The sequence below is a fragment of the Acinetobacter sp. AOR12_HL genome (assembly GCF_027855275.1).
Classification (GTDB): Bacteria; Pseudomonadota; Gammaproteobacteria; order Pseudomonadales; family Moraxellaceae; genus Acinetobacter; species Acinetobacter baumannii.
On record NZ_JAKTIJ010000010.1, the window covers coordinates 21,021 to 36,406 of the forward strand.

Annotated in this window: 14 protein-coding genes; 3 read left to right on the forward strand and 11 right to left on the reverse strand. The window is 38.8% G+C overall.

Annotation, left to right across the window (positions count from 1 at the left end; translation table 11 throughout):
* The first annotated feature begins 9 nt into the window (after positions 1-9).
* The gene (locus MKL36_RS03225; protein ID WP_021511218.1) at positions 10-1,266 is read left to right on the forward strand and encodes an OprD family outer membrane porin; all 1,257 of its coding nucleotides are present in this window, start codon (positions 10-12) and stop codon (positions 1,264-1,266) included.
* A 36-nt stretch (positions 1,267-1,302) separates the two neighbouring features.
* On the opposite strand, the gene MKL36_RS03230 is transcribed toward MKL36_RS03225, so the two are convergent.
* Genes MKL36_RS03230 through MKL36_RS03245 form a run of 4 tightly spaced genes read right to left on the reverse strand, consistent with a single transcriptional unit; the run spans position 1,303 to position 5,140 of the window.
* Positions 1,303-2,046 carry an SDR family oxidoreductase gene (locus MKL36_RS03230; RefSeq protein WP_001140451.1) on the reverse strand — a complete coding sequence of 248 codons (744 nt, stop codon included), beginning with the start codon at positions 2,044-2,046 and terminating at the stop codon, positions 1,303-1,305.
* Between the two features lie 15 nt (positions 2,047-2,061).
* The gene (locus MKL36_RS03235; RefSeq protein WP_000208315.1) at positions 2,062-2,760 is read right to left on the reverse strand and encodes a histidine phosphatase family protein; all 699 of its coding nucleotides are present in this window, start codon (positions 2,758-2,760) and stop codon (positions 2,062-2,064) included.
* Positions 2,757-3,878 (reverse strand): phosphotransferase family protein, encoded by a 1,122-nt coding sequence (locus MKL36_RS03240; protein ID WP_021511217.1) that lies wholly within the window; start codon positions 3,876-3,878, stop codon positions 2,757-2,759. The genes MKL36_RS03235 and MKL36_RS03240 overlap by 4 nt, the downstream gene beginning before the upstream one ends.
* A gap of 17 nt (positions 3,879-3,895) precedes the next feature.
* Positions 3,896-5,140 (reverse strand): acyl-CoA dehydrogenase family protein, encoded by a 1,245-nt coding sequence (locus MKL36_RS03245; RefSeq protein WP_021511216.1) that lies wholly within the window; start codon positions 5,138-5,140, stop codon positions 3,896-3,898.
* Positions 5,141-5,228: 88 nt separating this feature from the next.
* On the opposite strand from MKL36_RS03245, the gene MKL36_RS03250 reads away from it, so the two are divergent.
* A complete protein-coding gene (locus MKL36_RS03250) occupies positions 5,229-6,149 on the forward strand; it encodes a LysR family transcriptional regulator (protein WP_002047611.1) in 921 nt (306 codons plus the stop codon).
* 42 nt (positions 6,150-6,191) lie between these two features.
* On the forward strand, positions 6,192-7,004 hold the full coding sequence (gene pcaU, locus MKL36_RS03255) for an IclR family transcriptional regulator PcaU (RefSeq protein WP_000030961.1): 813 nt from the start codon (positions 6,192-6,194) through the stop codon (positions 7,002-7,004).
* Between the two features lie 88 nt (positions 7,005-7,092).
* Here the strand turns inward: pcaU and MKL36_RS03260 are convergent, their stop codons facing one another.
* The 7 genes from MKL36_RS03260 to MKL36_RS03290 all read right to left on the reverse strand — a co-directional run bounded on the left by MKL36_RS03260 (position 7,093) and on the right by MKL36_RS03290 (position 15,371).
* Entirely contained in the window at positions 7,093-7,959 is an 867-nt protein-coding gene (locus MKL36_RS03260; protein WP_001187026.1) for an MBL fold metallo-hydrolase, read from the reverse strand.
* A 4-nt stretch (positions 7,960-7,963) separates the two neighbouring features.
* On the reverse strand, positions 7,964-8,377 hold the full coding sequence (locus MKL36_RS03265) for a DUF6691 family protein (protein ID WP_000789135.1): 414 nt from the start codon (positions 8,375-8,377) through the stop codon (positions 7,964-7,966).
* 4 nt (positions 8,378-8,381) lie between these two features.
* Positions 8,382-8,795: a YeeE/YedE family protein gene (locus tag MKL36_RS03270; protein ID WP_000095350.1), complete on the reverse strand. Its 414-nt coding sequence runs from the start codon at positions 8,793-8,795 to the stop codon at positions 8,382-8,384.
* A gap of 135 nt (positions 8,796-8,930) precedes the next feature.
* Entirely contained in the window at positions 8,931-9,398 is a 468-nt protein-coding gene (locus MKL36_RS03275) for a DUF6438 domain-containing protein (protein WP_001211835.1), read from the reverse strand.
* Between the two features lie 630 nt (positions 9,399-10,028).
* Complete coding sequence (locus MKL36_RS03280; protein WP_021511215.1) at positions 10,029-12,458, reverse strand: glucose/quinate/shikimate family membrane-bound PQQ-dependent dehydrogenase; 2,430 nt, start codon at positions 12,456-12,458, stop codon at positions 10,029-10,031.
* A gap of 82 nt (positions 12,459-12,540) precedes the next feature.
* Complete coding sequence (locus MKL36_RS03285; protein WP_001134243.1) at positions 12,541-13,860, reverse strand: carbohydrate porin; 1,320 nt, start codon at positions 13,858-13,860, stop codon at positions 12,541-12,543.
* A gap of 59 nt (positions 13,861-13,919) precedes the next feature.
* Complete coding sequence (locus MKL36_RS03290) at positions 13,920-15,371, reverse strand: right-handed parallel beta-helix repeat-containing protein (protein WP_021511214.1); 1,452 nt, start codon at positions 15,369-15,371, stop codon at positions 13,920-13,922.
* Positions 15,372-15,386 lie beyond the last annotated feature (15 nt).

Genomic DNA, 15,386 nt, shown 5'->3' on the forward strand with positions numbered 1-15,386 from the left:
AAATGGATTATGGAATTATTTCACCGTTTTAAACCACACACTTTAGCTGTTGCCACTTTATTTATTATGTGCAGCAGTTCTTGGGCTGCAAATCCAAATCAGCAAACTGAAGATGAGTGGAAATTCACTTTAAAAAATGCCTATATCAATCGTGATTTTGATAATGACGCCCTTAAAGATACCGGTAGTTGGTCTCAGGCAGCATCTTTATTTTATAAATCGAAAATGCATGACACTCCACTAGTTATAGCAGATAAACCTATTACGATTGGAGCTGATGCTTCCGTTCAATACGCCGTACGTTTGAGTTCAGACAAACATGTCGCAGATACTGTTTTGCCTTTTAATAAAGAAACGCAATCTCAAGCATCTGATTATCTAAAATACGGCGCGACTTTAAAACTAGGTTATGACAAAACACTTTTAAGTGTCGGTGAACTCTGGCTAGATTTACCTGTAACGGCTGTTGATGCTAGCCGCCAGTTACTCACCTCGTATTGGGGAACCAATCTTAAATCACAACTTTCAGATCAACTTTATGCCGAAATTGGCCGAGTGGAAAAAGTCTCGCCACGAAATGAAGAAGATTTTAAAAAGTTTTCGTTCACAGCAAATGGAATTACCAAAGAATCTGATGGTTTAAATTACATAGATCTGCGCTATCAATTCACGCCGTCTTTGAAGGGCGAATATTATTTTGGTAATTTAGAAGATCTCTACAATAAACACTATGTAGGGCTTGAGCATACGTGGAAACAACCAACTTTTGCCCTGACCTCCAAATTTAAATACTTTAATGCGAAAGATGACGGCAATACCTTTGATATTGATGCCCAGAACATTGGTTTACTTGAAACCGTCAAAGTAAAAAACCATACCTTTGGTTTGGGTTACCAACAAATTATTGGAGAGTCGGCTTACCCATTACCAGATGGCTTCTTACCAGAAACTTATTTCATTAACTGGAATGCCACAGGCTTTTTCAAAGAAGATGAAAAGTCTTACCATGTCATGTATGGCTATGACTTTAAAGATTACATTCCCGGCTTAAACGCAATGGTGAAATATGTTTACGGTCATGACTTTAAAGCTGCCAATGGCGAGAAAAACCACGAAACCGAGTCGAATGTGATTTTAAACTATGCCTTTCAACAGCCACTCTTAAAAGGCTTTGCCCTGCAATATATTCGAATTGATTACAACGTAAAACATGGTAATGACTTTGGTGAAGACCGTTTATTTGTTAATTACACCAAAAAATTCTAAATAAAAATTACCCCCTAAAATTTAGGGGGTAATTTTTTATCCTAATTTATTAACCAATCTCAAAGGTAAAACCTTCATGGCAATACTCATTGGTAACCATGGCCACTGTGGTACATACGCTTTCACAGGTTGTTTTTCGATAGCTTTTACTAAAGCTTTACATCCTGTTTTGGCGTCAACTTCAAAAGGTAAATGTTTAGCACCTTCATTCATTTCGGTACGGATGTAACCTGGGAAAATGGTTGAGACTTTAATTGGAGTATCTAGTAATTCAGCACGAATACCCTCAGCCAAGTGAGCAACTGCAGCTTTACTTGCCGCATAGGTCGATAAATGTTTTGGTAATCCGCGCATCGCGCTCATAGACGACATGACCACCAAATGACCTGCATTTTGCGCTCTAAAAATTTCAATCGCTGCCTCACACTGTGCTAAAGCAGAGATAAAGTTTGTTTCGGCCGTGGCTCTGTTAATTTCAAAATTACCTTTACCAATACGGCGACCATTTCCGACTCCGGCATTTACAATAATTCGGTCTAAATAGCCAAATTCTTGTTTAAAGGCGCGAAATACTTCAAAAACCTGATCATAATTGGTAACGTCCAGACTTTTCGCAATTACCTTAATACCGTACTCATTTTCTAGTTCGGTTTTTAAAGTCTCTAATCGGTCTAAACGGCGTGCACAAATCGCCAAGTTATAACCTTTTGCTGCAAATTCATGCGCCATACCTGCGCCTAAACCAGAACTTGCACCTGTAATTAAAATTGTCTTTGCCATGCTTTTATCCTTATTTTAAATCCATGTCAGTAAATCTGGACGCTCAGCTTTTATAAAATGATGTTCATTTAAACTTAAAACCTGAGCTTCATTTCCAACTAAACGTAAAGTCGTGAGGCTTGTATTGGTAATTGCCCAATTCAAAGCAAAAGTTCGATTTGGGCTCAGTTCAAGTAGCTTGCCAATTGCTACCGAAATCACACCACCCGAGGTAAAAACGACTGCATAACGAGGTTTGTTTTTTGCTAACTCATCACAAAGTTGCTGTAGCGCCGTTTCAACTCTGTTTTTAAAATGCGGCCAAGACTCATCATATTCATGATGAAAATCGCCATCGGTCCATCGTTCAATCGCACCTTCAAAGATTTTGGCAAGATACGCGCGAGGGTTATGCTCTTTTGCGACATCGGCTTTTAACAGTTCAGGCTGTTCAAAACGTGGCTCATAACGGGCAAAAACCTGTTGATGGTTAAACTCATTCCATAAATTATTATGATGAATTACCGCATCTGGAAAACATTCTTTTAGTGCAAGCTGTGCAGTTTGTTCATGGCGCTGCATAGTTCCTGCAACTACATAAGGTTGTTCTTTCAATATTTTCTTAAAATATTGGCCTAATAAAGTCGCTTGAGCTTCACCATTTTCAGACAACTCATCATAGTTACTTTTACCAAATGATGCCTGTCCATGCCTTACCAGATAAATTGTGGTCATCTTCTTAAAATACCCTGTATTTTCTGTAGAGATTGCTGAGCAAATTCCGATTCTTGCAGTTTTTGCTGGGCGATAAGTTTTAAAGCTCTGATATGTAGTGCATGGATCACTATCCAGAAATCTTTAAAAGCAGGGTTTCGGGTTTGTTTATGGTAATAACGGTAATAGATTTGCTGGGCGATTACTGCTAAACGGAATACACCGAAGACTTCATAAAAAGTCCAGTTTTGAGGCTCCAGACCAGTTTTTTGCAAATAATAGTCAACAACTTCTTTGCGAGAGAACATTCCCTTTAAGTGAGTAGGCTGACGGCGTGTCGATCTAAAAATCATATTATCCGTGGGCTCAACCCAATAGGCCAAAGCACTGCCCAAATCCATTAATGGATCACCCAAAGTCGCCATTTCCCAATCCAGCACCCCAATCACTTCAGTTGGATGTTTTGGATCTAAAATCACATTATCAAAACGCCAATCATTGTGAATAATACAAGTCGTAGAGTCTTGAGGGATATTATCGTTTAGCCATTTTCGAACATATTTAAAAGAAGGAACGTTGATTGTGCGGACTTTTTGATAGCGTTTATCCCAACCCTCAACTTGTCTACGGCAATATCCTGTACCTTTACCTAGTTCAGCTAAAGGCGTGTTCTCATAAGGAACTTGATGTAACTCAATCAATTTATCAATAACGTTTACACAAAGCTCATGAACATCTTCTTCAGTAAAGCCAAGCTCAGGCGGTAATTTTGCACGAGGAATAATTCCTTCAATGCGTTCCATGACATAAAAATCACAGCCAATGACCGATTCATCCTGACAAAGTGCAACCATTTTAGGAAGCACTGGATAATAAGGCGCAAGATTTTTCTGCACCATATATTCACGGGCCATATCGTGGGCCGACTTGGCTTTTGTTCCTTTTGGAGGACGACGCAAAATTAAATCGGTATTTTCATACTTTAAACGATAAGTCCAATTCGACGCCCCGCCCGTATATTGAGTAACGACTGCTGGACCAACTAGCTCAACACCTTGGTTCTTTAACCAGTTTTCAACTGCCCCAATATCAAGTTCTTCACCATCACGTACTTCACCGCCTACATCAATTACCGACATATTTACTTCCTTTAAACTTATACTTTTTTATGACGACCGAAATAACCACGCTTGGCCAACTCTAATTTGGCAATCATGCCTTTATGTACTTCATCTGGGCCATCAGCTAAACGTAAACTGCGTGCTTGGGCAAACAAACCTGTTAATGGCGTATCTCTTGAAACACCCGCACCGCCATGTAGCTGAATTGCCATGTCGACTACTTTTTCTAATACGCTTGGAGCGACTACTTTAATTGCAGATATTTCTGTTAAAGCGGCCATGTTTCCTAAAGTATCCATTTTATAAGCAGCATACAAGGTTAAAAGTCTAGCTTGATCTATGGCTACTCGAGCATCGGCTACACGCTCTAGGTTTCCACCGAGTTTTAGAATTTCTTTGCCAAACGCCGTTCTAGACATACCTCTATCAATCATAAGCTCTAGTGCTTTTTCAGCAGCTCCGATACAGCGCATACAATGATGAATACGCCCCGGCCCTAAACGACCTTGTGCAATTTCAAAACCTTGACCCGCTCCACCAATAAAGTTTTCAATAGGCACTCGAACATTATTAAAATGAACTTCACCATGTCCATGCGGTGCATCGTAGTCACCAAATACAGGTAACATACGTTGAATTTCAACACCTGCCGTATCAATCGGTACTAAAACCATAGAATGCTGATGATGGCGGTCTTTAGTTTCATCTGGTGTATGTGCCATAAAAATAATGACTTTAGCATTTGGATCACCTAAACCAGATGACCACCACTTTTTGCCATTTAAAACAATTTCATTACCATCTATAAGTGCAGTCGCTTGCATGTTGGTTGCATCGCTTGAGGCGACATCAGGTTCAGTCATGCAAAAAACCGAGCGAATTTTTCCGTCCAATAAAGGCTCTAACCATTGCTGTTTTTGCTGCTCACTGCCATAGCGCCATAACACTTCCATATTTCCCGTATCTGGTGCATTACAGTTAAAAACAGTGGGCGCCAATAAACTACGACCAGTCAATTCAGCAATATGCGCATATTCTTGAACTGATAACCCTGCACCGAATTTTTCATCGGGTAAAAACATATTCCAAAGGCCTGCCTGTTTGGCTTTAGATTTTAGAGTTTCTAAAAGCTCGGGCCACTGCCATTTTTTCCAGTTTCCATCTGGATTTAACTCATGAACTTCTTCCCAAAATTTTGCTTCGACAGGTTCTATTTCTTCTTGAATAAATTTTTTAGTTCGCTCAGCAAAATCCTGAGCTTTTTTTGAGAGTTCAAACATTCTTTTTCCTTTACATCATTATCTGGTCTTTACATCAACATAACTTGAAACTTAATATGAATGAAATGATTTTATTAAATAATGCATCATGAATAATATTCATAACCTACATGGTCTAGACTTAAGTTTTTTTCACCGAATTGATATTAATTTATATCCGCTTTTTATCGCGATTTATGAGCAAAAAAGTATTTCAAATGCGGCAAGTAGTCTCAATATTACGCAATCGGCAGCAAGTCATGCTTTGCAACGATTACGTCAACAACTAGAAGATGATGTATTTATACGAGTAGGTAATAAAATGTCTGCAACGCCTTTTGCAGAACAGATTTATCCAACTGTTAAGCAAGCACTTTTAACCATTCAAAATATTAGCCAACAGAGACATGTGTTCGACCCAACCAGTTTAAAAAGCTTAAAAATCGCCGTGCATGATGAAATTGAGCCAATTATTCTTCCAAGATTGGCTCAACATTTTCAAAATCTTAATTTAGATTTGCAGTTTGTCAGTATGAAGCTAGATCGAAAACATATTATGGCAGACTTAGCGACACAGCAGCTCGATTTCGTGATTGATCTAGAACAATACTTATCTCCAAAAATTACCTTTGATCATTTGGTCACAGATGAGTTCGTTATTTGCAGCCAACTTAAAGAAGTCGATTTAGCTAGTTATATTAGTGGACGGCACATTGGTGTTTCATCACGCCGTACGGGCGCTTTACTTGAAGATATTTATTTAAACCAACATCAAAAAATTTCAAGAAATGTATTTATGCGCTGTCAAAACTACTCAACGGCGTTACAAGTTTTGGGAGCCCAAGCCGACGCAATACTTACCATGCCCCGTATGATTTTGCAGCATTTATCTTATAGTCCTGAGATTCGGTTACATTCTCTACCTTTTGAGATGACCAATATTAAAATGGGTATGTTTTGGCACGAAGATTTAAGGGATAATTTAAGACATCAATTTTTGCGACATGAAATTATTAAACTTTTTCAGTAAAGCGAATTGATCTATTAAGCTTCTATCGTACAAGGACCAGTAATGAGTAAAGATGAACGGATAATCCAGAATCAGGACAACAAAAAAACGATTCGTCATGAAGATTACATTGCTGGCATCGGTAAAGGCATGGCGATTTTAGATAGCTTTAGTAGTAATCAACATCGTTTAAACATTTCTATGGCTGCTGAAAAAACCGGGCTCACCCGAGCTGCAGCAAGACGTCATTTATTAACTCTAGAATATTTAGGTTATCTTGAGTCAGATGGCCACTATTACTATTTAACCCCGAAAGTTCTTAAATTTTCAGGAGCTTATTTAGGTGCAGCACAGCTTCCAAAAGTATCCCAGCCTTTATTAAATCTTCTAACTAACCAAACCTCTCTCATTTATTCTGTGATGGTACTTGATGGTTATGAAGCCATTACGATTGCCCGTAGTGCTGCCCACCAACAAACCGACCGCGTAAATCCATATGGTTTGCATTTGGGTAACCGCTTACCTGCTCATGCAACCTCGGCGGGTAAAATTTTACTGGCACATTTAAGCCAAGAAGAACAATTGGACTGGCTCCAAAAATATCCACTCCAGCGTTTAACTAAATATACGCATGTCGAAAATGATAAATTTTTAGAGTTACTAAAAGAAATCCGAGAACAAGATTGGTGTTATTCACGTGAAGAGCACGAATTAGGTGTCCATGCGCTCGCCGTACCGATTTATGGACAAGACTTTAAAGTGGTTGCTGCTTTAAACATTGTTTCTCCAACCATGAGAACAACTGAGGAATATTTAATTCAACATATTTTGCCGCTATTGCAAGAGACTGCGCGGGATTTAAGGCAAGTTCTTTAAATCTCACTTAGGCTATTTACATAAGATTAATTTTTTGCTTAGGCTATTTGAATAAGTAAAACGATCAGAATGTATGCTTAGGCTATTTCTAAAAGTAATTAAATGGGATTTTTAAATAGCGGATGCCATTCGCTTCAAGTTCCGGAAAATTTCCACCGTTCATATTAATTTGAATTGAAGGCAGAATTAATTTTGGCATTGCCAAAGTAGCATCTCTTTCTTGACGCATTTTTATGAATGATTCTTTGGAAACTCGTCGATTTAAATGGATATTGCTTTGTTTTTGAGTTTTTATATCTGTTTGACAGATATATTCGTCACGGCCTTCAGGCTTATAGTCATGGCATAGAAACATACGCATGTCGTCGGGAAGTGTATAAAGCTTTTGTACCGAATCATAAAGTGCAGCAGCACTCCCTTTAGGAAAGTCGCATCTAGCCGAACCATAATCGGGCATAAATAAAGTGTCCCCGACAAAAACAGCATCACCAATCACATAGCTTAAACAAGCAGGTGTATGCCCTGGTGTAGGAATGTTATAGGCTTCTATCTCCCCTATTTTGAAATGTTCATAATCTTCAAATAAATAATCAAAAGGCTGATTTTCATTGAATTTCTTAAAATCAAAATTATAAATAGCCGAAAATGTTTCTTGTACTACCGAGATTTTTTGACTAATCGCAATTGTACCGCCCAATTTAGATTTTAAATATTGAGCCGCAGTCATATGGTCCGCATGTACATGGGTTTCTAAAATCCATTGTACTTTGAAGTTTTGCGCCAAGACATAATCGACGATCAGATCAGCATTAGTTGTTTTTGTAGTGGCCGAAGCAGCATCATAGTCAAGCACACTATCAATAATTGCACATTGACGGGTTGCTAAATCCGCAACAACATAGCTAAAAGTATTGGTATTTTCATCAAAAAAATCTTTTACTAGAGGTTGTTGCATATCTTTAATTTCCTTTATTTAAAATTCGGTAAATAAACATTCCTACTAACATCGCGACAATAAAATAAAGTGCTTCAAAATGCCCTAATCCAATAAGAGTTAAAGCGGGCGCTGGACATATACCTGCTATTCCCCAGCCTATACCGAAAATAAAAGCGCCTACAATTAACCTTTGGTCAATCTGTGTATTTGTTGGTAATTGAATTTGTTCATTAAAAATCGTTTTTGGTTTTTTAATAGCCCTTTGAAACGGAATAACTGCCACAGCAATAGCACCTAGCATCACAAACATTAAGCTAATATCCCATTGTCCAAAAATATCTAGAAACCCTAAAACCTTTGCAGGGTTAGACATACCAGAAATCATTAACCCCAATGAAAACAAACCACCAAATATAAAAGCAAAGATATTTTTCATAAGATTACCCCAACACATGACGAATGATATAAACAGTCAGCATGCCAGCAAACATAAAAATTGCGGTCGCTATTATTGAGCGTTTTGAGAGCCTGCTCATACCACAAATGCCATGCCCACTTGTACAGCCTGATCCAAGTCGTGTACCAAAACCAACAAGTAACCCTGCCAGAATAAGTACAAATGAATTGGCTTTAATTTCGATTTCAGGCTGATAGAAATAACCATATATGAAAGGTGTAATCACGAGTCCTGCAATGAACCAGGATGCAGAACTTTTAAATATATCTCTAGATGGGCTAATGAATTGGGCAAGCAAACCACTAATTCCAGCTATACGACCATTTATATATAAATACCCAACTGTTGCGACACCGAGTAATAAACCACCCACAAAGGCATAGACAATACTTGACATATAAGCACTCTTAACAATATATGTTTTTATAATCTGTATTATACGCTGATTCTTTTAGAAATACTTAATATAAAACTTTTAAGTTTATAATTCTTCTTAAAAAGAAAAAGCCCCAAGATTTTGGGGCTTTTATCATTAAATTAGATCTTTAATGCCTAATTGTTCAGGTAACTTTTCCATAACTTTATTTAATCTATTATTTGCTGGAGAGATACAACCTGTGTAATGGCTTAATTTTGTTTCTGTACCATTGGGTTGAATCCAGGTGATGTAATAGCTAGGCATATCGGTCGCAGTTTGCTGACAACCTGCAGTTTTAGATTGGGTTCCTGTTTGCGGGCGATAAGTTTTTAGTTCATCAGCAAGTTTTTGATAATCTTTTACGCTACCTTGAATTTCTTTAACGCCGATTGCTTTTGTATATTGCTTACCTTCAAAACGAATTAAACCTGTAGGTGTTACTTCTACTGAGTAAATTGGGCATGCGCCGAAACATGGACTAGAAGCATAACGAATGGTTTCTTGTGTATTAGGTGCTTGTTGAACAGAAGCACAACCCATTAAAGCCAAACCGGATAAAGTTGCAAGAACTAAAAATCTCATTACATCACCTATTATTATCAAGTGGCATTAATCTAACAAATCATATGCAAATTGTCATTAAAGACTCATTTTTCATAGTATTATTTGCTATTACTTAAGCTATTTTTAGTTATCAAGAAAATTAAAATATAAAGCACATAAAAAAAGGCCCATCGTTAGATGAGCCTTAAGCCAATTAAAGCTTAAATTCCTGAAATACAAATTATTACTGGGTAGTAATAACCTGCGCCAACCATTCTATCTTAATGCAATACATTATTTAAATATAATATAAGTATATATTTACGCTCGTTTTTCCAACAAAAAAAAACTGTTTTTTAGAGTTAAAAACTCAATAATGTTTATTTTTAATTAAAATTCACAACTTTAAGTTAAACAAAACTTAATAAATTTTGAAATTTTATTTATAGGTAAAACATTATAAAAAAATGCTTAATAGTTCGGCTATATCTAGTGTTCAGTATGAATCAATTATAAGAATATTTTAAGTTTAGCAATAACTTCAAGCACTTTTTTACCATTTGGTAAAGCTATCTCACTAAAATTACAGAATTTACGCAAATACTTTAATAGAAAAAAGATATTAAAGAAATAAGGGCAAAAGAAAATTTATCCTTTTGCCCTCTTTCATTACTTATCTAAACTATATGCGATCACATAATCACCATGGTCCGGAGACTGTCGTGCTCCACCTGCGGTAACAACCACATATTGTTTACCTGTTTTAGGTGAAACATAGCTAATTGGAGTTCCCTGACTACCTACTGGCATACGTGACTTCCACAGCTCTTTACCTGTAGATGAATCAAAAGCACGCAAGTAATAATCTTGAGTTGCAGCAAAGAAAACTAAACCACCTTGAGTTGCCATTGGTCCACCAATAGTTGGCATACCAATCGGTGCTTTCAAGCCCATCTTAATACCAAGTGGTCCAGTGTCCTCAACTGTACCAAGTGGTACTTGCCATGCAACCTGACGAGTTTTCATGTCAATTGCTGTCATGGTACCAAACGGTGGTTTTTGACAAGGAATACTTAAAGCGGACATAAAGCGGTTTTTATTCACTTTATATGGTGTACCTTTCATTGGTACAGCACCCATACCTGTATTTACTTTTTCGCCACCACTCGCCTGAATCTTAATGTCTTCAGGTGTTTGTTTAATGAGTTGAACCCATAAACCAAGACGCATATCGTTTACGAACATGTAACGATGTGTCGGGTCAAAAGCAATACTACCCCAGTTCATGCCACCTAAAGAACCAGGGAAGCTTAATGAAACATCAGTACCCGGTGCAGTAAATAAACCTTCGTAACGCATTGACTTAAAGTTAATACGGCACATGAGCTGATCAAACGGCGTCGCACCCCACATATCTGACTCAGTTAAAGTCTGATTACCAATTTGAGGCATTTCAACAGAACGTGGTTGAGTTAAACTGTATTGCTCACCCGGAATATTTGCCGCTTTCACTGGCTGTTCAATTACTTTAGTTAGCGGTTTACCAGTTACGCGGTCAAGGACAAAGAATTGACCTGATTTGGTTCCAATCACAACAGCTGGCTTAGTCGTACCATCTTTTAATGGAAAGTCGATTAGACTTGGTTGCATTGGTAAGTCAAAGTCCCATAAGTCATTATGAACAGTTTGATATACCCACTTTTCTTTACCCGTTGTCGCATCAAGTGCCAAAACAGAAGTATTGTATTTGTGATCTAACGGATTACGGTTACCACCCCAAATGTCGACAGATGAACTACCCATCGGTAGGAACACTGTATTCATTTGTGGATCATATGACATTGCAGCCCAAGAGTTTGCCGAACTACGTTTATAGGTTTCACCCGGTTTAAGAACATAGTTAGGGTTTGGATTACGCGGGTCAAATGCCCAGCGAAGTTTACCCGTAATCACGTCATAACCACGTATTACACCACCCGGCATATCTGCTGCCACGTTGTCGGCAATACGGCTACCCACCACAATAGTTGTTCCAGCAATAGTCGGTGCAGAAGTCACTTCAAAACGTGGAGCCTTAGTCCCACCGCCTAGGCCTTCGAGTAGATCAACCGTTCCATTTACACCAAAGTCCGCACAGCGCTGACCATTATCTGCATTGACTGCAATTAAACGACCATCTGGCGTATTGGTATATACACGGCGTGGACAGGCTGTGTTGCTGGTAACAGTATTGACCGGAGTTGCACCAGCTAAAGTTGGTTGCACCAGTGGTTTAGTTGAATCGAAGTATGCAACACCACGGCAGCGTTCCCAAGCATCGGCTTTTGAGTTCACCTCAGCTTTCCAGAGTTGTTTGCCCGAGTCGGCATCTATTGCAAAAATGTTGTTATATGGCGTACATAAAAAGACTTTATTTCCAACTTGTAGCGGGGTCATTTGGTCTTCAGCACCATTACCACTACCCGTTGTAAAATCACCTGTTCTAAAGCGCCATGCTTCTTTTAGTTTATGAACGTTATCTCGGTTAATTTGGTCGAGAGCAACAAAGCGACTACCACCCGCATCATTACCATAATTTTCCCAATTCACCTGTTTTTTTGCAGGGTCAACTGGTACTAAAGGTAGTTTTTCACCTGAACTTGCGACCGTTGGATGCGGTTGGAACATTTGATAGAGCGCAATCAACATACCCACAACAACTAAGCCACCTACTGCATAGGCTGAAGATGCCAAACTAGTTTGAAATTGGTAGCGTCGAATTGAAGGTAAGGTAAATAACAACGCAGCAAAAAGACCAGCAGGAAACATTAAGCGCGAGAATAACGGCCAAAATTCCCATCCAGCATCAATGAGTGACCAAATTACGGTACCAACAAAAACAGCCCCAAAAATCCAGACGCCCAGCGCTTTTTTTCGGAAAATACTAATTGCTGAAATGGTTATAAACAGTCCTGAGATAAGGAAATACCAAGAACCACCGAGAGATACTAGCTTTCCACCGCCCACGATATAAAAAATACCAGTAGCCAATAAAGCTAAACCTAAAATAAAACACCATATTTTGAATAAGATATGAAACTTAGAATCTGACTCAGACATAGATCCTACTCCACATATACTGAACCCGAATAGTTCAAGCATTTGGGCCAGTTAAACTATGTCTAACCAGCCATCAATATTATTAAAAATTAACTTTTACACTCAGGCCTGCCACCCAAGCATCATCGACTTCTTTCACACCAGCAGGTTGATGGATATATTGAATGTTTGGACGTAACATGACGGCCGGAGACCATTGATAGGTATAGTTCAACTCGACATTTAACTCGTCGTCTTGAATTGGAATATAGTCAGATGCAATCGAATCATAGCTATAGTATCCGCGGCTTTCGTTTGTCGCGATCTGTTTATCTTTAGCACGGTCATTGACTACATAATTGGCAATACCAAAACCAATCGAATCATTTGGACGGCTATCAAACGGTCCCTTATACCAAAGAGCAAGTTGTTGTGTACTTTGAACAAATGTCGTTGCTTTATCATTTACAACGCCATTAAAACTGACATATAAACCGCGTTTCGGATCTTGGCCGGCATGGCTAAGTTGTTGCTGTGCATTAATCCAGAAGCTTTGTTTTCCGTCATGCACTTTACCCGCAGTTTTAATATCATTTGCTTCTGCGGTTGAGTACAGCGCACCTACTTTATATTCACCCGGTAAACCATTAAAAGCAGCAAGTTTTGGTTTCCATGCAAGTTCAACTGGTATGGTAGCGCCCTTGACGTTATTCATATCCAGATTAAAACCATCACTGTTTGATTCGGTTTTAATATTGTCTGGATTGACCTCATACACACCAACACCTAAAGTCCACTCAGGTGCAAACTGATATTTAACGTTTGTAGCCCAAACACCGACTGGTGAGTTATACCAAATTGAACCAATTGATTTTCCTAACTGCCCACCGCAAAGCAATAAGTTCTGAAACTCACATTGAGAACTATTAAAGTCCTCTGACATTCCCATACGACCAAATTTGACCTGTACAGTATTATCAACAAAGCCCTTCTTCACCCATGCTTGGGATAAACGCCAAATTTTCCCACGACCATAAATTTCTTGCGCGTTACCTAATTGGCTAGAGCGTGGGTCTTTAATACGCTCTAAAGTAAGTGCATTACCATCACGTTTAGTCACAACGAGACTCGCTGTTGTATCTTTCCATCCAGCGATTTTTTCTAAATCAAAGTTTGCACCTAAAGAAAGCTGTGCAGCGTTTTCAAAAGTATTGCTGTCGTTATAACCACCATCTAAATTGGTGGCGCTTTGGCTCATAATTGAAGCAGTAAATTTATAGCCCTGTTGCTCTAATTGCTGGCGTTTTCCATTCCAATCACCAAGCAACCATTGACGGTCTTGTGACCACGGCTCATTTGCAAGTGCAAATTGGCTGCCCAATACAGCAATTGTTAGCACACTCAATTTCATTACATTTGGCATTTCAAGTCCCTTTTGTCTTTTCTGAAATGCGCCCCTGTTTTGAGGCGCTGTATTTTTTGTTATTTAACTTGCACAAACCCGAGCTCAGATGTAGCACCGAAGCGATCCGTCACATTTGCTGTAATTGAGGCAACTTTGACTGTTGGTTTCCAATTGGCTTTTGCTTTACCTTCGGCATCTGTAGCTACTGTTATTGTTCCTAAATATTGCTCAGCTTCTTTTGATGCTGCATTTTGGTTGCCAAAAAGCTCAACTTGATAGCGTTGATTTGGTAAGCCATTAACTTCTACTGTAACTGAACCTTTATTCGCTGTTAACTTAGGAGCTTTAATACCCTGATTCGGCTGAGCATTACAGTCCTGTTGATTTGGCTGAGTACATGTTTTTTGTTGTTTAGATGGGTCGACAACCACACCACCACCACGAGAACCTACAAATCCTGCATGCTCAAGTGCAGGTACTCCAAATACAATTGCCCCTAAACGCTGATCTGGTACACATGAACCACCTGCTTCACAACGTTTAATATCTTTACCATTGTCCCAAATCAGGTTTTTAGTCAATGTAATTCTTGCATTTGCATCTTTTTCAGAACGAATGGCTACACCAATACGGTTACCATGTACTTTATTGCTATCAAGAATGTTGCCATCACCCGTCATGTTGAAGCCAATCGAGTTATTGGTCATTTCGTTATAGGCGATATAGTTACGTTTGCCCCAGTTGATCTGTAAGCCATCTGAATAGTTTTCGAATTTATTACCAACTACGGCATTGTCATTACCCCACAAAATTTCAATACCTTGTGATGGTTCTGGATTTGCTTTTGTTGAAACAAAATGGTTATTCGCAATTAAGTTAAATGCTGCACCACGTGTCAGTTCTAAGCCATCACCATTGTCTTGGAAAATGTTATCTAAGACTTTGTTGTTATTAGTCGTGGTTGCAGTTGGGTTACCTTTACCATCATCACCCGTCAACATAACACCAGCACCGCCGTAGTTATTACTAATACGGTTGTGTTGGATGAGGTTATTGCTCGAGCGGTTAATCAATACCCCAATACAGAAGCGATGAATGTCTAAACCTTTTAAAGTGACATTGTTGACGTCACGCAATACCAACCCTGGTAAAGTCATAGTACGTACATTGGTGCCGTACTGCTCAGGGTTTGCACCTGGACAAGCTTTTGCACCTTCACCTTTAATATAGTTTGAACCATCAATTGCGATGTATTCGCCAGTTTTATCCCACTGAGTACCAATGATTTTGACGGGTGCTTTAATTTCAGGAAGTGCACTATTTAATTTAATCGCATAAGGCGCTTTGCCTACTGCTTGAATCAAAATGTCGCTAGCTTCGCTTGGGTTTGCATTGGCTTGTTCAATTGCCCAGCGTAAAGAGCCTTTATTGCTATCGTCTTGATAACGGTCAACCACATAAGTTTGAGCCGCAGCTATGCCTGAAACCATCAAACCTAATGCAAGAGTAGTTAAACGTAATGTATTCATTTCATCATATCCTTA